The 23,114-nt window shown below is 72.7% G+C and carries 18 protein-coding genes; 9 read left to right on the forward strand and 9 right to left on the reverse strand.

What is annotated here, in order from left to right; genetic code table 11:
• Nucleotides 1–26 precede the first annotated feature (26 nt).
• The 4 genes from ACYVM4_RS07835 to ACYVM4_RS07850 all read left to right on the forward strand — a co-directional run bounded on the left by ACYVM4_RS07835 (nt 27) and on the right by ACYVM4_RS07850 (nt 4,624).
• Nucleotides 27–740: a Jag family protein gene (locus tag ACYVM4_RS07835; RefSeq protein WP_460668161.1), complete on the forward strand. Its 714-nt coding sequence runs from the start codon at nt 27–29 to the stop codon at nt 738–740.
• Nucleotides 740–1,411: a 16S rRNA (guanine(527)-N(7))-methyltransferase RsmG gene (gene rsmG, locus ACYVM4_RS07840; RefSeq protein ID WP_460668162.1), complete on the forward strand. Its 672-nt coding sequence runs from the start codon at nt 740–742 to the stop codon at nt 1,409–1,411. Before ACYVM4_RS07835 ends, rsmG begins: the two co-directional genes overlap by 1 nt.
• 322 nt (nt 1,412–1,733) lie before the next feature.
• Nucleotides 1,734–2,630 carry a ParA family protein gene (locus ACYVM4_RS07845; RefSeq protein WP_368821455.1) on the forward strand — a complete coding sequence of 299 codons (897 nt, stop codon included), beginning with the start codon at nt 1,734–1,736 and terminating at the stop codon, nt 2,628–2,630.
• 524 nt (nt 2,631–3,154) lie between these two features.
• Nucleotides 3,155–4,624: a ParB/RepB/Spo0J family partition protein gene (locus tag ACYVM4_RS07850; protein ID WP_460668163.1), complete on the forward strand. Its 1,470-nt coding sequence runs from the start codon at nt 3,155–3,157 to the stop codon at nt 4,622–4,624.
• Nucleotides 4,625–4,704: 80 nt separating this feature from the next.
• Here the strand turns inward: ACYVM4_RS07850 and ACYVM4_RS07855 are convergent, their stop codons facing one another.
• From ACYVM4_RS07855 to ACYVM4_RS07880, 6 genes are all read right to left on the reverse strand, one after another.
• Entirely contained in the window at nt 4,705–5,913 is a 1,209-nt protein-coding gene (locus tag ACYVM4_RS07855; protein ID WP_460668164.1) for a peptidoglycan-binding protein, read from the reverse strand.
• Nucleotides 5,914–6,029: 116 nt separating this feature from the next.
• Nucleotides 6,030–6,365 (reverse strand): thioredoxin, encoded by a 336-nt coding sequence (gene trxA / locus ACYVM4_RS07860; RefSeq protein WP_368821453.1) that lies wholly within the window; start codon nt 6,363–6,365, stop codon nt 6,030–6,032.
• A 135-nt stretch (nt 6,366–6,500) separates the two neighbouring features.
• Nucleotides 6,501–7,532, reverse strand: a complete 1,032-nt coding sequence (trxB, locus tag ACYVM4_RS07865; RefSeq protein WP_438612819.1) for a thioredoxin-disulfide reductase — start codon at nt 7,530–7,532, stop codon at nt 6,501–6,503.
• A gap of 132 nt (nt 7,533–7,664) precedes the next feature.
• Nucleotides 7,665–9,116, reverse strand: a complete 1,452-nt coding sequence (locus tag ACYVM4_RS07870) for a hypothetical protein (RefSeq protein WP_460668165.1) — start codon at nt 9,114–9,116, stop codon at nt 7,665–7,667.
• 155 nt (nt 9,117–9,271) lie between these two features.
• Nucleotides 9,272–10,894 (reverse strand): murein biosynthesis integral membrane protein MurJ, encoded by a 1,623-nt coding sequence (gene murJ, locus ACYVM4_RS07875; RefSeq protein WP_460668185.1) that lies wholly within the window; start codon nt 10,892–10,894, stop codon nt 9,272–9,274.
• 73 nt (nt 10,895–10,967) lie between these two features.
• On the reverse strand, nt 10,968–11,468 hold the full coding sequence (locus ACYVM4_RS07880; protein ID WP_368821450.1) for an NUDIX domain-containing protein: 501 nt from the start codon (nt 11,466–11,468) through the stop codon (nt 10,968–10,970).
• Nucleotides 11,469–11,592: 124 nt separating this feature from the next.
• Here ACYVM4_RS07880 and ACYVM4_RS07885 point away from each other — a divergent pair, with 124 nt between their 5' ends.
• The 5 genes from ACYVM4_RS07885 (at nt 11,593) to ACYVM4_RS07905 (ending at nt 17,821) form a co-directional block, all read left to right on the forward strand.
• Nucleotides 11,593–13,005 (forward strand): CCA tRNA nucleotidyltransferase, encoded by a 1,413-nt coding sequence (locus ACYVM4_RS07885; RefSeq protein ID WP_368821448.1) that lies wholly within the window; start codon nt 11,593–11,595, stop codon nt 13,003–13,005.
• A 217-nt stretch (nt 13,006–13,222) separates the two neighbouring features.
• Nucleotides 13,223–14,458: a glycosyltransferase 87 family protein gene (locus ACYVM4_RS07890; protein WP_460668166.1), complete on the forward strand. Its 1,236-nt coding sequence runs from the start codon at nt 13,223–13,225 to the stop codon at nt 14,456–14,458.
• Between the two features lie 138 nt (nt 14,459–14,596).
• Nucleotides 14,597–15,562 carry an ABC transporter ATP-binding protein gene (locus ACYVM4_RS07895; protein WP_368821446.1) on the forward strand — a complete coding sequence of 322 codons (966 nt, stop codon included), beginning with the start codon at nt 14,597–14,599 and terminating at the stop codon, nt 15,560–15,562.
• Nucleotides 15,559–16,575 carry an ABC transporter permease subunit gene (locus tag ACYVM4_RS07900; RefSeq protein ID WP_460668167.1) on the forward strand — a complete coding sequence of 339 codons (1,017 nt, stop codon included), beginning with the start codon at nt 15,559–15,561 and terminating at the stop codon, nt 16,573–16,575. Before ACYVM4_RS07895 ends, ACYVM4_RS07900 begins: the two co-directional genes overlap by 4 nt.
• 115 nt (nt 16,576–16,690) lie before the next feature.
• Nucleotides 16,691–17,821 carry a hypothetical protein gene (locus ACYVM4_RS07905; protein ID WP_460668168.1) on the forward strand — a complete coding sequence of 377 codons (1,131 nt, stop codon included), beginning with the start codon at nt 16,691–16,693 and terminating at the stop codon, nt 17,819–17,821.
• Here ACYVM4_RS07905 and ACYVM4_RS07910 read toward each other — a convergent pair.
• The 3 genes from ACYVM4_RS07910 to ACYVM4_RS07920 all read right to left on the reverse strand — a co-directional run.
• Complete coding sequence (locus ACYVM4_RS07910; protein WP_460668169.1) at nt 17,796–20,336, reverse strand: AMP-binding protein; 2,541 nt, start codon at nt 20,334–20,336, stop codon at nt 17,796–17,798. The genes ACYVM4_RS07905 and ACYVM4_RS07910 overlap by 26 nt on opposite strands.
• Nucleotides 20,337–20,359: 23 nt before the next feature.
• The gene (locus ACYVM4_RS07915; protein WP_460668170.1) at nt 20,360–21,544 is read right to left on the reverse strand and encodes an ABC transporter ATP-binding protein; all 1,185 of its coding nucleotides are present in this window, start codon (nt 21,542–21,544) and stop codon (nt 20,360–20,362) included.
• The coding region (locus ACYVM4_RS07920) for an ABC transporter permease (RefSeq protein WP_460668171.1) at nt 21,541–23,114 on the reverse strand (1,574 nt) is incomplete at its 5' end. The genes ACYVM4_RS07915 and ACYVM4_RS07920, both read right to left, overlap by 4 nt.

Genomic DNA, 23,114 nt, shown 5'->3' on the forward strand with positions numbered 1-23,114 from the left:
GTGCCTCCACGGCCCCAGGAGACGACATGACCGACATCCGGCAGACCACCCAGGACGCCGACGACGGGCAGCACGCCGCGCCGCGCGACGACGCCGCGCAGAGCGCCCGGACGGAGACTCCCGCCTCGGAGCTCCCTGCCCAGAACGCCCCCGTCCCGGAGACCTCCGTCCCGGAGACGCCCGCCCCGCAGGCCCCGGGCACCGACCGACCGGCCCCCCAGCCGGGATCCGCGGGGAACCGGGACGACGAGGACGGCGCGGCGACCGACCCGCTCGAGGAGGAGGGCGAGATCGCGGCCGACTACCTCGAGGAGCTGCTGGACACGGCGGACCTCGACGGCGACATCGACATCGAGGTCCGCGACGGCCGCACCTACCTGTCGGTCGTGGCCGACGGTGACGACGTCGAGGGTCTCGCGGTGCTGGTCGGCGAGGACGGGGAGGTCCTGGAGGCCCTCCAGGAGCTCCTGCGGCTCTCGGTCCTCGCGGCCACCGACCGCCGGTCCCGCCTGGTGCTCGACATCGGCGGCTACCGCCTCCGCCGGGCCGGTGAGCTCCAGGACCTGGCGCGCGCGGCCGTGCGCGAGGCGCAGGAGAGCGGGCAGCGGGTGCACCTCGACCCCCTGTCCGCCTACGAGCGCAAGATCGTGCACGACGTGGTCGCCGAGCAGGGTCTCGTCAGCGAGTCCGAGGGCGAGGGGACGGCACGGCACATCGTCGTGTCCGTCGCCCAGGGCTGATGTCCGAGGAGCAGCGCCCCTCCCCCGCCCCGCAGGAGCCGCCGGTCCCGGACGACCGGGAGCGGCACGCCGCCGAGCGGCTGTTCGGCGAGCGGCTGCCCCTGGCACAGCGCTACGTGGTGCACCTGGCGTCCTCGGGCATCGTCCGGGGGCTCATCGGTCCCCGGGAGGTGCCCCGGCTCTGGAGCCGTCACGTGCTCAACTGCGCCGTGGTGGAGGAGCTCATCCCGACCGGCGCCCGCGTGGCCGACGTCGGCTCCGGCGCCGGCCTGCCCGGACTCTGCCTCGCCCTGGCCCGCCCCGACCTGCGGATCACGCTCATCGAGCCCCTGGAGCGGCGTGTGCAGTGGCTGGACGAGGTCGTGGCCGACCTCGGGCTCACGAACGTGCACGTGCTGCGGTCCCGTGCCGAGCAGGCCAAGGAGGACGTCGGCGAGGTCGACGTGGTCACCGCCCGGGCGGTCTCGGCCCTGGTGGGCCTCGTGGACATCACCTTGCCGCTGCTGCGGGGCACCGGCGAGCTCCTCGCCCTCAAGGGGCGGTCCGCGGCGGACGAGGTGCGCAAGGCGCAGAAGAAGTTGGACCGCCTGGGCGCCCGGTCCACCGAGATCCTCCCGGCCGGCGAAGGGCTGCTCGAGGAGCCCACCACGGTGGTCCGGGTCCGTCTCTGAGCACCGCCGACCGGTGCGCGGCGTCGACGGTAGGCTGGGGGCAGTGTGCCACGGGCGGTGCGCCGAGATCGGCCCCCGGGCCGACGGCGACCTGACCTGCGGCGCGGCCCCAGGCACACCTCCCCCACGGGAGGCGTGCTCCGACGGAACGAGTTCGAGAGGAACCGGGAAGGTGCGCAGTCAGATGCCGATCGACGACGGCGCGGGAGGCCCACGGGGCTTCGACGCCGAGTTTCCCCCCGATCCGCTTGATCAATCAATAAAGGTTGTTCCTGACCGGGGCACTCGCGTTTCACGTGAAACGGGCGGACAGTTGCCGAAGATGACCACAACGATGGCGGAGGACACGCCGCTGGGGAGGAAGCTCGTGGAGGAGACCAGGCGACGCGCCAGGCTGAAGAAGATCCAGCTGGAGAAGCCCGCCGCAACGCGGATCTTCACGATCAGCAATCAGAAGGGCGGCGTGGGCAAGACCAGCACGTCGGTGAACATCGCTGTCGCCCTGGCCCGCCAGGGACAGAACGTGCTCGTCATCGACAACGACCCCCAGGGCAACGCTTCGACGGCCCTCGGGGTGGAGCACCACTCCGAGGTCGACAGCACCTACGACGTGCTCATCGACGAGATGCCCATCGCCGAGGCGGTGAAGCCGTCCGGCGAGGCCGACAATCTGTGGGTCGTCCCGGCCACCATCGACCTGGCCGGCGCGGAGATCGAGCTCGTCTCCATGGTCGCGCGGGAGCACCGGCTGCGCCGGGCGCTCGAGGCGTACGCGAAGCAGCGAGAGGCCGATGGGCTGGAGCGGCTCGACTACGTCTTCATCGACTGCCCTCCGAGTCTCGGACTGCTGACGCTCAACGCGTTCGTGGCGGCCACCGAGGTGCTGATCCCCATCCAGTGCGAGTACTACGCGCTCGAAGGTCTCAGCCAGTTGCTCAAGAACATCGAGATGATCCAGAAGCATCTCAATCCGGAGCTGTCGGTGTCGACCATCCTCCTGACCATGTACGACGGCCGCACCAACCTCGCCTCGCAGGTGGCCGAAGAGGTGCGCAACCACTTCCCCGCCGAGGTCCTGGAGACCATGATCCCCCGCTCGGTGCGCATCTCCGAGGCGCCGAGCTACCAGCAGAGCGTCATCAGCTACGACCCCAGCTCCACAGGAGCGCTCTCCTACCTGGAGGCGGCGGCCGAGATCGCCCAGCGCTCCCAGCGCTGACTGGGCCGTTCCGCCCTCTCCCCCGCCCGACGCCCGCCTCCACCCGGAGGCGGGCGTCGGGCCGTGCCCGGCCCCGTAGGACGCGGCTGCCTCGTCCCGTTCCACGTGGAACGGCACGTCGGAATGCGCGGTTCGGCTAGAATTGTCCGGATTGCTGGGCAAGGGAGAGGAACACCGTGAGCGAACGACGACGTGGTCTGGGCCGAGGACTGGGTGCACTCATTCCGAGTGCGCCCGCCGCGGAGGCCCCGGCGAAGGACGAGCCGGGTCCCGGCACGGCGCCGGCAACGACGAAGGGTGTGGCCGACGCGACGCCCATCGCGTCCGCCACATCTGGTGTTTCACGTGAAACGCCTCGTACCGACACGGCCACTTCGGTGCGGACCACATCCACGAGGCAGCACGACGAGACATCCTCCGGGTTTGGTGAGCCTGCCCCGGCCAGCACGAAGAGCGATGACCGGCCACGCGCCACGACCGGGAAGACCTCACACAGGCCGGACACGGCCGCCCGGACCTCCGCCATGCTCGATTCCCCCGAAGCCACCGAGTCCCCCGAAGCCACCGAGTCCCCCGAAGCCACCGAGTCCCCCGAAGCCACCGAGTCCGCCGAAGCCACCGAGTCCGCCGAGGACACGAAAGCACCTGCGGCCACGAAGCTCGTGGACAGTGCGGACATCGTCGACATCGAGGTCTCCGGCGCCTCGGACGGGACGGCGACGGCAGAGTCCACGAAGCGGCCTGCGGCCGGTGCTCGTGGCAGGACTGTCAGTCCTGCGGCACGACAGAAGGCCATGAAGGCGCGCATGGACATGGGCGAGGCGCTGCGCAACACGACTCTGGTCAGCCGCCCGTCCGACATGTTCTTCCTTCCCTCGACGAGCACATCGGACGGCGGGGAGTCGTCGTCCGTGACCGACGCCCCGCCTGCGTCCACGGGGACGGCACCGGACGGCGCGGCAGGTGTTTCACGTGAAACATCTGCCGCCCGGAAAAATGCGTGGACCACAGAAGGCGCGCTGACCACGGACAACACCGCGGCGCCGGCACGGGCGCGTCGGAGCACGGCGGATCCGGCACCGACGCTGGACATCCCCGCACCCCCTGAGGCCAGCCGCGCGGAGGGCGACGTTTCACGTGAAACGGACGCTGATCGGGAGGAGCTGGCGGCCGTGCCGGGCGCCACCTTCGCCGAGATCCCGGTGACCTCCATCCATCCCAACCGCAAGCAACCGCGTCAGGTGTTCGACGAGGAGGAACTCGCGGAACTGGCGTACTCCATCGGCGAGCTCGGTGTGCTGCAGCCCATCGTGGTGCGTCCGACCCGGGAGAACGTTGAGCAGTCGTACGAGCTGGTCATGGGGGAGCGCCGGTGGCGTGCCACCCAGCGCGCCGGGCTGCCCACCATCCCGGCGATCGTCCGGGAGACCGCCGACGACGACCTCCTCAGGGACGCCCTGCTCGAGAACCTGCACCGCAGCCAGTTGAACCCGTTGGAAGAGGCCGCCGCCTACCAGCAGCTGCTCGAGGAGTTCGGCACCACGCAGGAGGAGCTCTCGCGGCGCATCGGCCGCTCGCGACCACAGATCAGCAACACCATCCGCCTGCTCCGGCTGCCCCCGCTCGTCCAGCGCCGGGTGGCGGCCGGTGTGCTGTCCTCGGGACACGCACGCGCTCTGCTGTCCCTCGCCGATCCCGCGGAGATGGAGCGGCTCGCGCAGCGCGTCGTGGCCGAGGGCCTCTCCGTGCGCGCCACGGAGGAGGCCGTCCAGCTCACTGAGGCGGGGGAGCGAAAGCCACAACGGAAGTCCGCGCCGGCCGGGCGGAACAAGGAGCGGCTGGACTACATCGCGGAGGCGTTCTCCGACCGGCTCGACACCAGCGTCCGGATCGCCCTGGGCGCCCGCAAGGGCAGGATGACCATCGAGTTCGCCTCGGTGGAGGATCTCAACCGGATCATCGAGGTGCTCGACCCGGGGATGGACCGCTCCTAGTCCCTTCGCCCATGAAGAAGCCCCGGTGTTTCACGTGAAACACCGGGGCTTCTTCATGGGCGACCGGATCGCCAGCGGGTTCAGCGTCCGTTGTACTCGGCGACGTCGTCCACGCTCATGGTGCCCGTGGGGACGTCGTCCTCGGCGAGCAGGAACATGCGCTGCAGACCGAAGACGACGGCCTCCGCCAGATGGTTCCGGTGCTCGGGGTCCGCGAGGGCGGCGCGGTCGGCCGAGCTGGAGAGATAGCCGAGGTCGAGCCAGATGGTCGGCGCGTCGTGGGACCGCAGGAGGTCCCACTGCCGGGCGTGGGTGCCGAGGTCGAGAGCCCCCGTCCGCGCGACCATCTCCTTGAGCACGACCACGGCGGCCCGTTCGCCGATGGGGGAGTAGATCTCCGATCGGTCCTGTTCGCCCCAGTAGTAGGAGGCCACCCCGCCGGCGGCGGGGGCGGAGTTCCAGTCGCAGTGCAGGGTGACCACCACGGCGTCCGTGCGGCCCCCGTTGACAACCTGTTGGGCGGAGTCGACGGTCCGCACGGGTCCGCCGAGGCGGTCGCGGAGCTCCCGTCCCGGGGCGACCACCGCCGGTTCCGCCCCGATCTCGTGCAGCAGCTCGAAAGCCCGGAGGGCGACGTCGCAGGTCACCTCGTCGGCGTGGTCCCGGAAGTCCGGAGCCGCCCCCGCAGGCGGCTGCTGACCGGCGGCCCGGGAGGGAACGAGCACCACGGACCGGCCGCGCAGGGCGGACGTGGCGCGCTCCAGGCGGTGGTACTCGCGCAGGGAGAAGGCCTTGGAGGAAGTGATGTTCTTGTTGATCCGGGCGAGGGCGGCGATGGTCTCGCGGTCCACCACTCCGGTGGTCCCGAGACCGAGGCTCTGCTGGAGCTCCATGACCGCGTGGTGCGTGCTGCTGCCGAACACCCCGTTGAGGGGACCGTAATAAAAACCCAACCGCGAAAGGTTGTGCTGAAGCATGTTGACGTCGTCGCCCCGAAGCGGTCGGTCGTCGTCGGCGTAGAGCGGGCGGTCGCCCAGAGCGTACTGCGCCTCGTTGAGGCACCGGTCGGTCTCCGGGCCCACCAGTCCGTCGACGATCAGCCCGCGCTCCTGCTGGAAGGCGCGAACGGCGGCGTCGACGTGGTCGTCGAAGTAGGAGGGGTTGTTGACGTCCTGCGGCGCGAGATAGGCCACGGTGACGCCGGCCCGGAGGAGCCGCTCGCGCAGGCTCACCACCCGCCGGCTCGTCATGGTCCGGCGCAGCATCGGTTCGGTGTCGTCGTTGTTCACGGAAGTCCCACGGGTCGGAGGGGTCGGCGGGGTGCCAGGACAGCGGCTCGCCCGCCACTCCCCGGACGGGGGAGGGGCGGACGAGCCCGAGGTGTCGCAGATGACGGAGGAACCGCTCAGTTCCCGGCGACGAGGTAGTCGGCGAACTCCTTCTCGAGGGCGCTCTTCGGCTTGGCGCCGATGGCCTTCTTGACCACCTCACCGCCGGAGAAAAGGTAGATGGCCGGGATCGACGTGATGCCGTACTGGGAGGCGACGGCGGGGTTCTCGTCGACGTTGAGCTTCACGACCTCGACGGTCCCGGCGTGCTCGGCGGCGATCGCGTCGAGGACCGGGCCCACCATGCGGCACGGGCCGCACCACTCGGCCCAGAAGTCGACGATGACGGGCTTGTCCGACTCGAGGACCTCGGTGCGGAAGTCGGCGTCGGTGACGTTCTTGGCGGCGCTCATGTTTCTCCTTGTCCGGCGCCGGGCACGCGGTCGGCGTGCCCGCACCGCTCTGGATGGAAATCGTGCGGGAGGGGATCTGGTTCGATTATGACCCATGCCGGTCAGGGCGCCGGCAGGCGCCCTGACCGGGACGGCTCAGCTGTGCAGGACCGAGCGGTCGTGCAGGGCGGCGAGGTAGTGCTCGGTGTCGACGGCGGCGACGCACCCGGAGCCCGCGGCGGTGATGGCCTGGCGGTAGGTGGCGTCCACGACGTCGCCCGCCGCGAAGACCCCGGCGAGGCTCGTGGTGGAGCTGCGGCCGTCCACCGCGATGGTGCCGTCCACCGTGAGCTCGAGCTGGTCCTTCACCAGGGCGGTGCGGGGATCGGAGCCGATGGCGACGAACAGCCCGGTCACGGGCAGCTCCGAGGTCTGGTGGGACTCCGTGTCGCGGACGGTGACGGAGCGGACCTTCTCCTCGCCGTTGATGCCCACCACCTCGGCGTTCCACAGGACCTCGATCTTGGGGTCCTCGAAGGCGCGCTGCTGCATGATCTCGGACGCGCGGAAGCTGTCCCGCCGGTGGATGATGGTGACCTTGGAGGCGAAGCGGGAGAGGAACGTCGCCTCCTCGAGGGCGGAGTCCCCACCGCCCACCACCGCGATGTGCTGCTCCTTGAAGAAGAACCCGTCGCAGGTGGCGCACCAGCTCACCCCGTGGCCGGAGAGCCGCTTCTCGTCCGGCAGGCCGAGCTCCCGGTACGCGGAGCCGGTCGCGAGGATCACCGCGTGGGCGCGGTGCACGGAGCCGTCCTCGAGGGTCACGGTCTTGACCTCGCCCTCGAGCTCGAGGGCCACGACGTCCTCGTAGCGGATGTCGGCGCCGAAGCGCTCCGCCTGCTGCTGCATGTTGGACATCAGTTCCGGGCCCTGGATGCCGTCGATGAACCCCGGGTAGTTCTCCACCTCGGTCGTGTTCATCAGCTCGCCGCCCGCGGTCACGGACCCGGCGAACACGATGGGGTGGAGGTTGGCGCGCGCCGCGTAGACGGCCGCGGTGTACCCGGCGGGGCCGGATCCCACGATGATCACCTCGTGGACGGTCTCGTCGTCCGCGCCGGCCGTCGGCTCGCCGGTCGGGGGAACGAGGTTCAGGGCGTTGATCACGGGACCGAAGTCGGGGCTCACTGTTCTGCAGACCTTCCGTACAAGAAGCGGCCGGGCACGCCGACCGCAGGGACCACTGGCACAACGGGGCGCGCGCGGCGGATATTCCGGTGCCGGGCCGACCCTGCCGGGCCCCGCGGGGGAGGGGAGGCCTCAGTCGAGCTGGATCTCGCCGATCCGCAGGCCGTGGTTGAACCCGGCGATGGGGTTCGTCAGCTGCGGCAGCTGCGTCCAGTTCACGATCACGTACTCGTGCTCCCCGTCCCGGGCCGCCGCGGAGAGCGGAACGGTGATCTCCGGGCCCGTGAAGGAGCCGGAGGCCACCTGGTCGGCACCGTCCAGGGTCGGGGTGTCGTTGACGTACACGTCGAACAGCCCGCCCGAGCCGGCCGACTGGTTGAGCCTCAGCGTCGCCACGGGCGCGGGCTCCTCGAGCTGCACGGCGAGGCCCACGCTCGGCGTCCGGTTGCCGAAGTTCGGATCGGAGAACCCGTAGCTGATCCAGTAGGTGGACGGGTTGCCGTCGACGACCTGGCCCAGCTGCGCGTCCTGGTCGGCCATGAAGCCCGGGTCGGTGGGCACCACCCGGGTGACGGCGCGGGGCTCCGGAGCGGCGGCGGGGGTCTCCGGCTCGGCGCTCGGCTGGCCCTGCTCCTCGCCGGCCGGCTCCTCGGCGGGCGCGCTCACCGCGGGCTCCGGGTCCTCCGACCCGGCGAAGAGCCCGCCCAACCGGTCGAAGCTGAACACCACGGCACCGATCAGCAGGGCCAGCAGCAGGAGCAGGAGCAGCAGCAGGCCCCTGCCGCCCTTCTGAGCCCGGTCCGTGGTCTCCTCCATGCGCGGCGGCGCGACCGCGGCGGCCTCCTCCGGCCCGAGGGCCGCGTCCGGGTGCCCGTCGTCGTAGCTGTCGTAGCTGTCGTAGCTGTCGTAGCGGTTGTCACCGTCGTAGCCGGGATCGATGTCCGTCCCGGCGGTGCGGACGGCCGAGGCCGCGGTGCCGCTCGCCGCCGCACGGTCGAAGAGCGTCGACCGGGTGGAGGTGGCGCTGACCCGCACGGGCCGGCCGAGACGGGTGCGCACCGAGGGCGCGGGTGCGGCGTCGTCGTAGGAGTCGTCGTCCCGCCACCGCGTGACCTTCGGCTGGGGGACCGCGCCGCCGAGGTCGTCGGAGGCCTCGGTCGCGACCACCGGGGTCGGGCTGGTGGGGTCCGGTTCGTCGTACACGTAGGACCCGCTGCCGCTTCCGCGCGGGGCGCCGAAGATGTCGTCGCTGAGGGACTCGTCCTCGACGTCGTCCGGCTCCACGAGCAGGGAGTCCAGCATGTCCGCGGCCGGGGTGTGCGAGGTCACGAGGTAGGTGTGCGCCTCCGCCTGGCCCAGGTCCAGGATCTGGAAGGGGGCACCGATGGTGCCGTTGGCCATGGAGCGGGCGTTCTCCACCAGCAGGGACGTGTGCCGCTCGGCGGGCAGCAGGATCGACACGCGGCGGCCGAGGATCTGGTCCTGTCCCTCGAGCACGTGGTCGCCCTCGGCGGTGGCCAGCACATCGGTGACGACCTTGTAGCGGCCGCCGAGGACGGAACCGAGCTTCATCGGTGCGGGCACGTTGGCTCCCTGGGGGGTCGGGAATTCGCGGAGGGGGCCGGAATTCGCGGGCGGGGGTGGCCGGCGGGGCAGAAGGGGTGTTCCTGACCCACGTCACCGACCACTCAGCACTTTACCGGTCCCGGCGTCCCGCGGCCGAGAGCCTCGTCACACGGTCAGCGGCCGAGCCGGGCGAGGAGCGGGCGCACGAGGCTGTCGAGCTCCCGGACGCGGCAGAGCTTCAGGGCGCCCAGGTAGGCGATCCCCATGACGGTCCCGCCCACGGCGACGGTCGCGATCGCGGTCAGCTGGTTGGTCCAGGGGAAGCCGGCGGGGTCGTAGCCGCCGAGCAGGAACAGGGCCGCGGCGCCGACCGCGCCGGCGAGCAGGGACGCCACGAGGATCCGGGCGTGGGAGTCCACGATCCGGGCGACGTCGTAGTCCCCGATCCGGCGGACCAGGACCACGTGGTAGATCAGCGCGCTCAGGACGTTCTGGGCCGCGTAGCACCCGGCGACCGCGAAGACGATGAGGTCCGGCGGGACGAACGACCAGATCAGCAGGGCCGAGCCCACGGTGAAGAGGGCGACGCCGACCTGCACCAGGAACGGGGTGCGGGCGTCCTCCTGCGCGTAGAACGCCCGGCCGAGCATGAAGGAGATCGACATGAACGGCGCGCCGATCGCGATCACCGTGACCACCTGGCCCACCACGGCACCCGCGGAGGGGACGCCGCCGCTGAAGAGCATGCCGAGCGGGCCGGCGAAGACCACGAGGGCGACCGTGGCGAAGACCGTGGCCACGCCCGTGATGCGCAGGCTCGAGGACAGGGACGCGACCATGCCGGCCCGGTCCCCGTCGGTCGAGGCCGCGGCCATCCGGTTGAACAGCACCGTGGCGATGGACAGCCCGATCACCCCGTGCGGCAGGGAGTACAGCATCGAGGCCTGGTTGAGGGCCGCCACGCCCGCGATCTGCTGCGGCGGGTCCATGGCGAGGTACTCCGGGCGGTAGCCGGTGGGGATCGCGGCGACCTTGGTGAGGGTCAGGAACGCCAGGTTGGCGAGGACCCCGGTGGCAAGGGTCCAGCCCGCGAGCCGTGCCGCGGTGGAGAGCCCGATGCCGCGCCAGCCGAACCTCGGCCGCAGCCCCAGCCCGAGCCGGCGCAGCGGCCAGAACAGCACGAGGGCCTGGGTGGCGACGCCCACGGTGGCCATGGCCGCCAGCCAGAACGTCTTGGCCGGCGTCCAGTTCTCCAGGGTGTGCGGGTCCTGCTGGTAGGCGCCGAACTGCTGCACGAACACGAGCAGCGCCGCGATGGCCACCACGTTGTTGACCACCGGCGCCCACATGTACCAGCCGAAGGCGCCGCGGGCGTTCAGGACCTGCCCCACCACGGTGTAGAGGCCGTAGAAGAAGATCTGCGGGAAGGTGAACAGCGCGAACGTCAGCCCGAGCGAGAGCTGCGCCTCGGTCCACTCGGTGCCCATGGTCCGGATGATGGGTCCCGCCAGGAGCACCACGACCGCCGTCACGCCCAGCAGGGCGAGCACGGCGAGGGTGAGCAGGCGGGAGATGTAGTCGGCCCCGCCGTCGTCGGCGGTCCTGGAGGCCTTGATGATCTGGGGCACCAGGACGGCGTTGAAGATGCCGCCCGCGACGAGGACGTAGATCAGGTTCGGCAGCGTGTTCGCGAGCTCGAAGACGTCGGAGACGGTCGTGACGGAGCCGATGGCCACCGTGATGAGGACGGTCTTGACGAACCCCAGGGCGCGGGAGACGAGCGTGCCCGAGGCCATGATGGCGCTGGAGGCCGCGCCCGAGCGGCGGGCCGGGGAGCTCGTCCCGGTCGCCCCGGAGGGCTCCGCGGTCTCAGAGCTGGTGGATGATGTATTCACGGGCGATGTCGGCGATGCGCCGTTCGTTGGGGAAGGACAGCTTCCGGCCGAGGTCGTCGATGTCCACCCAGGCGACGTCCACGGCCTCGTGGTCGGGGTCGTTGTCCGTGGTGAGGTGACCGCCCGTGGCGCGCAGCAGGAAGTGGTGCACCGTCTTGTGCACGCGGTGGCCGGAGACCGTGAACCAGTAGTCGATGCTGCCCAGCGGGCTCAGCACCTTCCCGGCGATGCCGGTCTCCTCCTCGATCTCGCGGATCGCGGCTTCCTCGTTGGTCTCCTCGCCCTCCGGGTGGCCCTTGGGCAGGCACCACTCGAGGCGTCCGCCGCGGTTGATCCGGGCGATGATGGCCACCGGGTGGGACGGCGTGCCGAGGTCGACGACGATCCCTCCGGCGGAGACTTCCTCGACCGTGGGCAGCGCAGCGGCCGGCGCGGTCGGCCGCTTCTTCGGTGCGCTGGGTACGGGGAAAGCCATGTCTCCTACCTTGCCACAATCGCCCGGGCTCCCGTCGGAGCGCGGGGAGGGCCCCGGCGGCCGGTCCCGGCGGAGCCGTCGCGGCCGGGTCCGCGCCCCGGGGTCTGGAACAATGGGCGGCACCATGACGCAGCTCCCCGACGCCCACGCGATCCATCCCGCCGCCCTCGACCTGGGGCGGCGGTTCTCCGCCGCCGGCCACGAGCTCTCGCTCGTCGGCGGCCCCGTGCGGGACCTCTTCCTCGGCCGGCCCGCCCTGGACCTGGACTTCACCACCGACGCGACGCCCGACGAGACGCTCGCCGTGGTCACGGGGTGGGCGGACGCGGTCTGGGAGATCGGCCGGGCCTTCGGGACCATCGGGATGCGCCGGGGCGACGTCCAGCTGGAGGTGACCACGTACCGGGCCGAGGCCTACGACGCCGACTCCCGCAAGCCGCAGGTGGCCTTCGGCGACTCGCTCGAGGACGACCTGTTCCGCCGCGACTTCACCATCAACGCCATGGCCCTGCGGCTGCCCGGCCTGGAGCTCGTGGACCCGCACGGCGGGATCAAGGACCTGCACGCCCGGGCGCTGCGCACCCCAGGCGCCCCGGAGGACTCCTTCTCGGACGACCCCCTGCGCATGATGCGCGCCGCCCGCTTCGCGTCCCAGCTCGACGTCGAGGTGGCGCCCGAGGTGCGCGCCGCCATGACCGGCATGGCGGAGCGGATCGCGATCGTCTCGGCCGAGCGCGTGCGGGAGGAGCTCGTCAAGCTGGTCTGCGGGCGCCGGCCCCGCCGGGGCGTCGACCTCCTGGTGAGCACGGGCCTCGCCGAGGTCGTGCTGCCCGAGCTGCCCGCGCTCCAGCTCGAGACGGACGAGCACCACCGGCACAAGGACGTCTACCAGCACTCCCTGACCGTCATGGAGCAGGCCGCGGCCCTGGAGTCCGGTCCGGACGGCCCCGTGCCCGGCCCCGACTTCGCACTGCGCTTCGCGGCGCTCATGCACGACGTCGGCAAGCCCGCGACCCGGCGCTTCGAGGACTCCGGCGCCGTGAGCTTCCGCCACCACGAGGTGGTGGGCGCGAAGCTCACCGCCAAGCGGATGCGGGCCCTGCGCTTCGACAACGACACGATCAAAACGGTGGGCCGGCTGGTGGAGCTGCACATGCGCTTCTACGGCTACGGGGACGCCGAGTGGACCGACTCCGCCGTGCGCCGCTACGTCCGGGACGCGGGGGAGTGCCTCGAGCGGCTGCACCGGCTCACGCGGGCGGACGTGACGTCCCGGAACCGGCGGAAGGTGGCCCGGCTGGCCGCCGCCTACGACGACCTCGAGGCGCGGATCGTCGAGCTCTCCGCGCGCGAGGAGCTCGACGCCGTGCGGCCCGAGCTGGACGGCGAGCGGATCATGGCGGTGCTCGGCATCCCGCCGGGGCCCGCCGTGGGGCGAGCGTACAAGTTCCTGCTGGACCTGCGCCTGGACGAGGGGGAGCTGGGGCCGGAGGAGGCCGAGCGGCGGCTCCGGGCCTGGGCCGCGGACGCTCTGTGAGCCCCCGGTCCGGCACGGGCACGGCGGACCGGGGCACGGTGCCGCCCGGCGTCGGGCTCCACGCCGCGCCGCGGACGGTGGTGGTCGCGAGCGCCGCCGGCGCCGTGGCGCACTCCCTCGACCGGCTCACCAGTGAAAATGCCGATCCGGGCATATATGCCGATGTGGATGCGCGGTTCCTTGCGGCGGACGTGCGGCGCGGACGGCGGGAGGGGCCATGAGCCTGCTGGGCGGGTCCCGGAACGGCCACCGTGCGCTGCTGGTCGGCCTGAGCCTCTACGTGGTCATGACGGCCTGGCTGCTGCGGCTGCCCTGCCGGGTGCCCGGGTGGGGCGCGGCGGAGAGCCTCCCCGCGCTGTGCGCCACCGAGATCGCCCCCGGGGCGGCGGACGGTGCGGGCGGGTTCTTCACGGGCGGGCCCGCGGGTGACCAGCCCGCCCTGGTCGGGATGGTCACCACGGTGGTCGGCTGGCTCGCGGCCCGCCTCTCCGCGCTGTCCGGGACGGACGCGGACCGGGGCGTGCTCGCCGACCTGTCCGTGCTGCTGCTGGCCCTCGTGTGGATCGGCACCGTGGCCGTGGTCTCCGCGCTCTCCGGACGGCGCGGGGCGGACGCGTTCGTGCTGGCGCTGGCGCCGGTGGCGGTCCTGGTGGGCTTCGGCACGTGGGACCTGGTGGCCGTGCTGCTCATGATGCTGGCGCTGCTGTTCCACGTCCGGGGCAGCCCCGTGCCGGCGGGGATCCTCCTGGGCCTCGCGGCGTCCGTGGCGCTGTTCCCCCTGGTGGTCCTCGTGGCCGTGCTGCTCCTGGCCGTGCGGTACCGGCAGTTCCGGGACTTCGCGGTGGTCCTGGCCGGGACGGTGCTCACCTGGGCGCTGGTCAACGGGCCGTTCCTGCTCACGGCCCGGGACCGGTGGGCGCGGCAGCTCGGCACGCCGTGGGACGGGCCCGTGGAGGGCTCCTCCCCGTGGGGCGTCTGGGCCCGGGTGGAGCAGGCGCGCACGGGCGCGGCCCCGGATCCGGCGGGCGCGGGGCAGTGGGCGCTCCTGGCCCTCGTGCTGGGCTTCGTGGCGGTGCTCGTGCTGACCCTGCTCACCCGGCAGGAGCCCAGCGTCGTCCAGATCGCCTTCCTCCTGCTGGCCGTGCTCGTGCTCTCGGGCCCCGGCTACTCGCTCGTCCACGCGCTGTGGCTGGCGCCCCTCGTGGTGCTCAGCCGGCGCAACTGGCTCGAGTTCGCCGCCTGGCAGCTCGTCGAGGTCCTGTGGTGGACCACCCTGGTCCTGCCCGAGCCGACCTGGCCGGTGCTGCCGGGGCTCGGCCTGGTCGGCTGGGACGCCCAGGACCTGCTCGCCGCGGTGCGCGTGCTGCTCCTCGTCCTCCTCGTGGTCGCGGTCGCGGTCGACGTCCTGCGGGGCGGGCAGGCGCGACGGATCGGGATCTCGGAGCCCGGCTGAGCGCCCCGGCTCCGCCGGGAGGGGGAGACCGGCGGCGCCACGCCCGCACGGGTTCATCCTGAGGGCGGTGCCGGCCCGCACCGGCCCTCCCGTAGGTTGGGGGCGGAGAAGAACGACGAGTGCTCGGGAGGAGCGCCGGTGATCGAGATCGAGAACCTGACGAAGACCTACGGCGGCAAGACGGCGGTGGACGACGTCAGCTTCACCGTCCGCCCCGGCAGGGTCACCGGGTTCCTGGGGCCCAACGGGGCCGGCAAGTCGACCACGATGCGCCTCGTCGTCGGGCTGGAGTCCGCGACCCGGGGCCACACCCGCGTCAACGGCAGACCGTACCCCCAGCACCGGGCGCCGCTCGCGGAGGTCGGGGTGCTGCTGGACGCCAAGGCCGTCCACCCCCGGCGCACCGCGCGCGCGCACCTCTCCGCGCTGGCCGCGACCCACGGCATCCCAAAGTCCCGCGTCCAGGAGGTCGTGGACCTCACCGGGCTCGGGGCCGCCGCCGACAAGCGGGTGGGAGGGTTCTCCCTCGGCATGGGCCAGCGCCTCGGCATCGCCGCGGCGCTGATCGGCGACCCGCACACCGTGATCCTCGACGAGCCCGTCAACGGGCTGGACCCCGAGGGCGTCGTGTGGGTGCGCCACCTCGCCAAGTACCTCGCCTCGGAGGGCCGCACGGTCTTCCTGTCCTCCCACCTCATGTCGGAGATGGCCCAGACCGCCGACCACCTCGTGGTGATCGGCCGGGGCCGGATCCTCGCGGACGCGCCCATCCAGCAGATCCTCGCCGGGGGCCGCACGCGCACCCGGCTGCGCACCACCGACCGGGAGGCCCTGCGCCGCGCCCTGCAGGGCACGGACGCCGGCATCACGGAGTTCGACGACGACGGGCTCCTGGTCACGGGGCCGGAGCCGCGGCGCATCGCCGAGGCCGCGCTCTCCCACGGGGTGCTGGTCCACGAGCTCACCCCCCTCACGGAGACCCTCGAGGACGTGTACATGGCCATGACCCAGAACGAGGTCGAGTACCGCTCCGGCGGCGCTCCCGCACCGACCGACCCGGCGCCCTGGGCGGGCGCCGACGCACGAACCGGAGACCGCGCATGATCACCAGCACCTCGACCGCCCCCCGCCCGCAGACCGGTGCCCCGGACCGCACGGGGCCGTCCGATCACGCGTCCCGGGTACGGCTGGGCTTCGGCCGGGTCCTGCGCTCGGAGTGGATCAAGTTCCGGTCCCTGCGCTCGCACTGGATCCTCCTCGGCATCGCCCTGCTGCTCTCCCTCGGCTTCGCCGCCCTCTCCGCCTCGAGCGCGCTGACCTTCATCGACTTCAACGAGCAGGCCGCCCAGGAGCAGGTCGACGCGATGCTGGACGGCCGGACCCCCGAGGAGCTCGGGCTCACCGAGGAGGACGTCCAGCAGCAGAAGGACGAGTTCCTCGCCCAGTCCGAGCAGCAGATGACCGAGGGCTCGGGGCTGACCCTGCCCGAGGGCATGGGCTTCGGCGAGTACATGGCCATGTCCAGCGCCAACGGCGGCCTGCAGCTGGTCGTGCTGCTCCTGGGCGCGCTCGCCGTGCTGTCCATCGGCTCGGAGTACTCCACCCGCTCCATCCAGACCACCATGACCGCAGTGCCGCGGCGCACGCCGGTGATGCTCGCCAAGACCGTGGTCCTCTCGGCGATCACGTTCGGCTTCGGGCTGCTGAGCGCCCTGCTGTCCCACCTGCTCGTCCAGCCGATCCTGGCCGGCGGGGACCTCGGGTACGACCTGCTGCAGGAGGCCGTGCTGCTCAACATCCTGGCGGTGGGCGTCTTCTACATGATCACCTCGTGGCTGGGCTTCGGCCTGGGCGCCCTGCTGAAGTCCACCACCTGGGGCATCGTGGTGCTCGTGGTGCTGCTGATGGTCCTGGAGATCGTGCTCTTCGCGCTGTCCTTCGAGTGGCTCGACGACGTCAAGCCGTACTCCCCGGCGGCGGCGGGCGCGCAGCTGACCTCGATGTACCAGCCCTCGGACGCCGTGCTGAACCACGTGGAGTCCGGTCTCGTCTACGGCGCCTGGGGCCTGGTGCTCGTGGCGGCCGGGGTCCTGGTCACCAGGAGACGCGCGCTCTAGCGGTCCTCCCGCCCCGGCCGCGGTACCGGCCCTACGATGTGAGCTGGTGGGCCGGGACGCGGCCCGCACCGTCCGGCGCTCGCGCCGGACGGACCCCTGGGGGACGGGAGCTGCGGTGTCGGTGTCACCACGGGAGCGGGAGGCCGGCGAGGCCCTCTCCGCGGTCGACGCCCGGGGCCTGCGGCGGACGCTGCTGCACTGGCTGACGGTCGTCGTGGTGCTCGTGAGCGTGTTCAGCTCCGTGGTCAACTGGGTCTTCGTCGACCGGGAGCCGCAGGACCCGGTGGTCACGTGGCTCGGCGGGCTCGAGAACGGGCGCTCGCGGCAGCTGCTGTCCCGCACCGAGGCCGTCGTGGCGGATCCCACCCTCAGCATCTTCTCGAACCGCGTGTACCGCCACGCCGCGGGGCGGATCAGCGGCCACGAGATCGTGGGCGTGGACCGCAGCGGGAGCCGCGCCGAGATCCGGGCACGCGTGTGGTGGGACGGGCCGGACGGCACCCGGGACCGGGAGGAGGTCCACGTCTACCCGGTGCACCAGGTGCGGCGCAGCGGTCCCTTCAACGACCAGTGGCAGCTCGACTCCCCGGACGCCGCCCCCCTCTCGATCCACCTGCCCGCCCCCCTCGACGAGCTCTCCGTCAACGGGGAGACCGTCCGCCCGGACCGGGACGAGCGGGTGCCCGACCCCCAGGGCCCCGGCGGCACGTGGCGCTTCGAGGCCCTGCCCGGGGACTACGCGATCGGGCTGCCGGGGAACTCCTACTACGCGGCGGACCCGCCCCTGGAGCCGCACACCGTGGCGTTCCGGGAGCCGCGGCCGGCCACGGTGGCGCTGCGGATCGAGCCCTCGCCGAGGATGTGGCAGGAGGTCGACGACCGGATCGAGGAGTGGCTGGAGGGCTGCACCGCGTCGGAGGAGCTCTCTCCCGAGGAGTGCCCCTCGTCCCGGCGCTGGGCGGCGCCGCAGGAGCCCCTCGAGCCGTCCGCGGCGGCGACCGGGGCACCGGACCCGGAGATCACCGACGTCCGGTGGCGGCTGGTCTCCCGGCCCGCCCTGGTCCTGGTGCCGGACCCGGAGGACCCGCTGCGCTGGACGGCGGATCCGCACCGGCCCGCGGAGGCGCGGCTGAGCTACGAGGAGGACGGCGAGACCGTCACGGAGCGGATCGAGTTCCCCGTCCGCGCCACCGTGCGCTCCACGGGACAGAGCGCGGAGATCAGCGTGGGCCTGGAGCGGCCGTGAGCGGCGCCCCGCCGGCGGGCGCCGCCGTGCGCGCCGTCGCGCGCCGGAGTCCGCCCAGCACGCGGTCGGCCAGGACCCAGTAGGCCACCCCTGCGACGAGGGAGACGACCACGGCCAGGACCGGGCTCACCGGCACCAGCGGGGGATAGACCAGCCAGTGCGTGAGGTAGACGTACAGGGACGCGGCGGCCAGCCGGGCCGTGACCCGGCGCAGGCCCACGGGCACGGGCAGGGCGGGCACCCACAGCAGCAGCAGGATCCCGGCCATCACGGTGGCCTCCCGGAGCGTGCTGTCGAAGTAGCCCGGCACGGTGAGGAGGACCAGGAGGGTGACGAGGGACCGCTGCAGGACCGTCCGCGACCGGGCGGCCGCCCAGCCCAGAGCGAAGATCCAGAGCACCGGTGCGGGCTTGGGCAGCCCCGGGTCCACGATGTCGTACCGGCTGACCAGCCCGATCGCGAGCAGGGCGAGCGGGAAGAGCCAGGGGGCGGCACGCTCGGCCCGGTCCGCCCAGGGCAGCGCCATGAGCGCGGTGACGGCCACGAGGACGTAGACGAGCATCTCGACGAACCAGAAGTGCCACTGGGACGTCAGGTGCTGGGGCCCCACGATGCCGTTGAGCAGCAGGACGTTGGCCCAGGTGTAGTCGTCGGTGAGCAGGTGGGCGACGGCGATGAACGCCACGGACGGGACCACGATCCGTCCGAGGCTGCGCAGCTGGCGGCGCAGCCTCGGCAGCCGCTCCCCGTGGAGCTGGAACCGGGCGAAGTTGTACCCCGCCACCGCGAAGAGCACGTGGGCGGTCTGGAAGGTGAACAGCTCCACGTGCGTCGTCACGATGCACACGATGGCCACCGCCCGGAGCACGATGCCGGTCTCCAGGAACGAGACGAGACCCCGTCCGCGCGGCACGGACCGGGGGGCCAGGTCGCGGACCGGGGTGAGGTGCCAGTCGGGCGGGAGGTGCCCCAGCGCCTGCTCCAGCCGCACGGAGGCCGCCACGTAGGACAGCGAGTCCCCCTCCAGGGACACGAAGGTGTCGTCGTCCCCGACGTCGGGGCGGCCGAGCACCTCGGCGAGGATCCGGCGGACGTCCTCGGGGCCCTCCGCGGGGGACTCCGACGGTGCCGCGGCGGGACGGTCGGCGCCGAGGGCGGCGACCGCGGGGTAGTCCACCTTGCCCGTGCCCAGACGGGGCAGCTGCCCGACAGCGTGCATCTCGACGGCCGGGCGCGGCAGGCCGATGCTCTCGGCCACGAGCTTGGCGAGCAGGGACGTGTCCTGCTCTCCCTCGACGGCCACGACCAGCCGCTCGTCGGAGCCGGCGGCGGCCGCGCCCACGCCGAGCTCGGAGAGGATCCGCTCCACCTGCCCGAGGTCCACGCGCAGCCCGACGATCTTGACGAACCGGCTGCGCCGCCCCACGACCTCGTAGAGCCCGTCGGCGTGGCGGCGGGCGAGGTCCCCGGTGCGCAGCTCCTCGACCGTCCGCCCGAGCGCGAGGTCCCCGGGCTGCTCCGCGTAGCCGAGCATGACGTTGGGCCCGCTGTACACGAGCTCCCCGTCCGGCAGCCCGTCCACGGGGTCGATGCGCAGCGTCCCGCCCGGGATCGGCACGCCGATCGTCCCGGCGCGCTCGGCCGCCAGCTCCGGGGGCAGGTAGGCCATCCGGGCGGTGGCCTCCGTCGCCCCGTACATGACCACCAGGTCCCAGCCGGCCCGCTCGCCGGCCCCGGCCCACCGGCGGACCTTCTCCGGGGCGAGCCGCCCGCCCGCCTGGGTGACGCAGCGCAGGTGCGGCAGGTCCATCTCCTCGAAGCCGACGCGCTCCAGCAGCTCGAACGTGTAGGGCACGGCCGCGAAGGACGTGGCGCGGTGGGCGCGGAACAGGTCCCAGAAGCAGGGGTCGACCACCGACAGGTCCGTCAGCACCAGTCCGGCGCCCCGGAGGAGGTGGCTGTTGAGCACCGACAGCCCGTAGCAGTAGCTCATCGGCAGCGTGGTCGCGGCGCGGTCGTCGGGGCCGATGCGCAGGTACTCGACGATCGCCTCGGCGTTGGAGACCAGGTTCTCGTGCGAGAGCCGCACGAGCTTCGGCGATCCGGTCGAGCCGGACGTGCTCAGCAGCAGGGCGAGGTCCGGGTGCAGCTCGTGCCGGGTGCCGGGACGCCGCTCGTCCAGGACGGGCGTCCCGTCCCCGGACCGCAGCACGACGTCGGGGTCGTAGGCCGCCACGAGCGAGTCGAGGGCGGCCGGCTTGTCCGCCGGGACCAGCAGGAGCGGGTGGCCGGCCGTGAGGGCCGCGAGATAGGCCACGAGGGAGTCGACGTCGTTGGACGCGGCGAGCACGACCAGCCGGCGCTCCGTCCCCAGGCGGCCGGCGACGTCGTCGACGCGCTCGGCCAGCTCCCGGTAGCTCAGGACGCGCTCGCCGGTGAGGACGGCGGGGCGGTCCCCGTGGCGGGCGAGATCGGCGGCGAAGGCGACCCGGACGAGGTCAGGTGGGGTGGTCACCTGCACCAGGGTAGAGAAAACCTTTAGCGAAGGAAAGTCTTGCCTAATTCGTCCGACATGCGGGATCGCCGGTTCGACGTGCCGTCGGGGGACCGCGGTGGCGGGGCGGTGACGGCCCGGTCGTCGACGAGCAGCGTGGGGGTGGTCCCGGCCGTGACGGTGACCGCCACCGGGGTCCCCACCGGGTGGCGCACGTTGTGCGGCTGCCAGGAGCGCAGCGTCCGGCCGGAGGCCAGCCGGACGTGGTGCAGCACGAACGCACCGTGGTACTCGACCGCGCTGACCCGCGCCGGGGAGGCGGGGTCCGGCGCCAGCGCCACCTCGTGGGGCCGCAGCACGACGTCGACGTCGACGTCGCTGTCCGCCCACCCCGGCACGGTGGAGACGATGCCGATCTCACAGGTGAGCAGGGCGCGGTGGACGCGTGCGGGCAGGAAGTCCGCGTCCCCCATGAAGGAGGCCACGAAGCGGGTGGCGGGCTGCTCGAAGACCCTCTCCGGGGTGTCGGACTGCTCGATCACCCCGTCGTGCATGACCACCACGCGGTGGCCGACCGAGAGGGCCTCGGTCTGGTCGTGGGTGACCAGCACGGCGGTGGTGCCGGTCTCGCGCAACGTGGCCACGGTGTCCCGGCGCACCTGTGCGCGCAGCGACTCGTCCAGGCTGGAGAACGGCTCGTCGAGGAGCACGACGGCGGGGCGGGGGGCCAGCGCCCGCGCCAGGGCCACGCGCTGCTGCTCGCCGCCGGAGAGCTCGTGGGGGTAGCGGTGCGCGAGGTGTCCCAGCCGCACGAGCTCGAGGACCTCGCCCACGCGGGCCCGCCGTTCGGGGCGCGGGAGCCGATCAAGGCCGAAGGCCACGTTCTTCGCGACCGTCAGGTGCGGGAACAGGGCGTGGTCCTGGAAGACCAGGCCCACCCGCCGCCGCTCGGGCTCCTGGAACCGGCGCCGGTCCGCCACCACTTCCCCGGCGATGCGGATCGTGCCCTCGTCCGGCCGCTCGAGACCCGCCACCAGGCGCAGCGTGGTGGACTTGCCGCAGCCGGAGGGGCCGATGAGCGTCACCAGCTCGCCCGGCGGGACCGTCAGCTCCAGGCCGCTCACCCCGACGGAGGACCCGTAGTGCTTGCTCAGCCCGTCCAGGACCAGGGCGGGCACGGTCCCGCCGCTGCCGGGGGCGGTCAGCTGGGTCGTGGTCTGCACGGTCATCGGGGCACCTTACCGTGGCGGTCCGCCCGGTGGGCCTGCCGGACGAGGAAGAAGACGGGCACGACCGCCGCCGCCACGATCACGAGCGCCGGCAGGGCCGCCTTCTCCCAGAAGTTCTCGCGCGCCAGCTCGTAGACCCACACGGAGGCCGTGGTGAAGCCGAACGGGCGCAGGAGCAGCACGATGGGCAGCTCCTTGACGGCGTCGATCACCACGAGCACGAGGGCCGTGGCGACCCCCGGGTGGGCGATGAGCAGGTGCACCCGGGTCAGGACCCGCAGCGGGGACGCCCCGAGGCTCTGCGCGGAGAAGGTGACGGTGGGGGAGATCTTGGCCAGGCTCGCGTCCACGGCCTGGTAGGCCGGGGCGAGGAAGCGGATCACGTAGGCGTAGAGGATGCCCAGCACGGAGCCCGTCACCAGCAGTCCCGTGCCCCCGGTCACGCCCGCCCCTTCGAGCGCGCTGTCCAGCCCCGCGAAGGCGATGAGGACGCCGATGCCCACGACGGCACCGGGAACGGCGTAGCCGAAGGTCGTGAGCTGCGCCGCGGAGGCCACCACCCGGCCGCCGCCCATCCGCACCCCGTGCGCGACGGCGAGCGAGAGCGCCACGCAGGCCACGGCGGCGATCCCGGCGACCACGAGGCTGTTGCCCAGGTACTGCGCGAAGCGCGGGTCCGCGAGGGAGTCGGGGTTGCCGAGAGCCTCCCCGGCGGCCCACACGAGCAGCTGCAGCACGGGCACGATGAACCCGGCGGAGAGAGCGGCGAGGGCGAGCAGCGTGGCGCCCCAGGCGCGCCAGCCGGTGAGCCGCAGCGGCTGCAGGCCCTGGCCGCGGCCCCCCCGCTGGTGGAAGCGGGCCCGGCCCCGGAGCAGCCGCTCGCCGGTCAGCACGGCCACCGCGAACAGCAGCACGAGCACGGCCAGCTGGGTGGCGGAGTGGAAGTCGAAGGTGCCCTTCCACACCAGGTAGACGCCCACGGAGACCGTCTGCACGTTGAAGTACTGCACCGTGGCGAAGTCGGTGAGCGTCTCCATCATCACGAGCGCCAGCCCCGCCGCGAGGGAGGGCCGGGCCAGGGGGATCAGGACCCGCCGGAGCGCGCGCCCCCGGCCGGCGCCCAGGGTCCGTGCGGCGTCGTAGGTCCCGGTCGTCTGCTCGACCAGCGCGGAGCGCGCCAGGAGGTAGACGTACGGGTAGAGCGTCAGGGACATCACGAGCACCGCGGCCGGCAGCGAGCGGACCTCGGGCAGCCACACGCCCGGTCCCAGGACGGAACGCAGGGCCCCCTGCACCGGCCCGGCCACGTCGAAGACGGACAGGAACACGAAGCCGAGGATGTAGGCCGGCATGGCCAGCGGCAGCACCAGCAGCCAGACCAGGACGTCCCGGAGGGGGAAGCGGAAGGCGGTCACGAGCCACGCGAGCCCGCCGCCCACCACGAGGGTGCCCGCGCCCACGCCCAGCATCAGCAGGAGCGTGGTGAGCACCATCCCGCCCAGGCCGCGCGGCGGGGCGGTGGTGCCCAGGCTGCCCAGGCCGTCCACGACCACCGCCAGGACCGGGGTGG

This window comes from Kocuria himachalensis, from assembly GCF_054784195.1.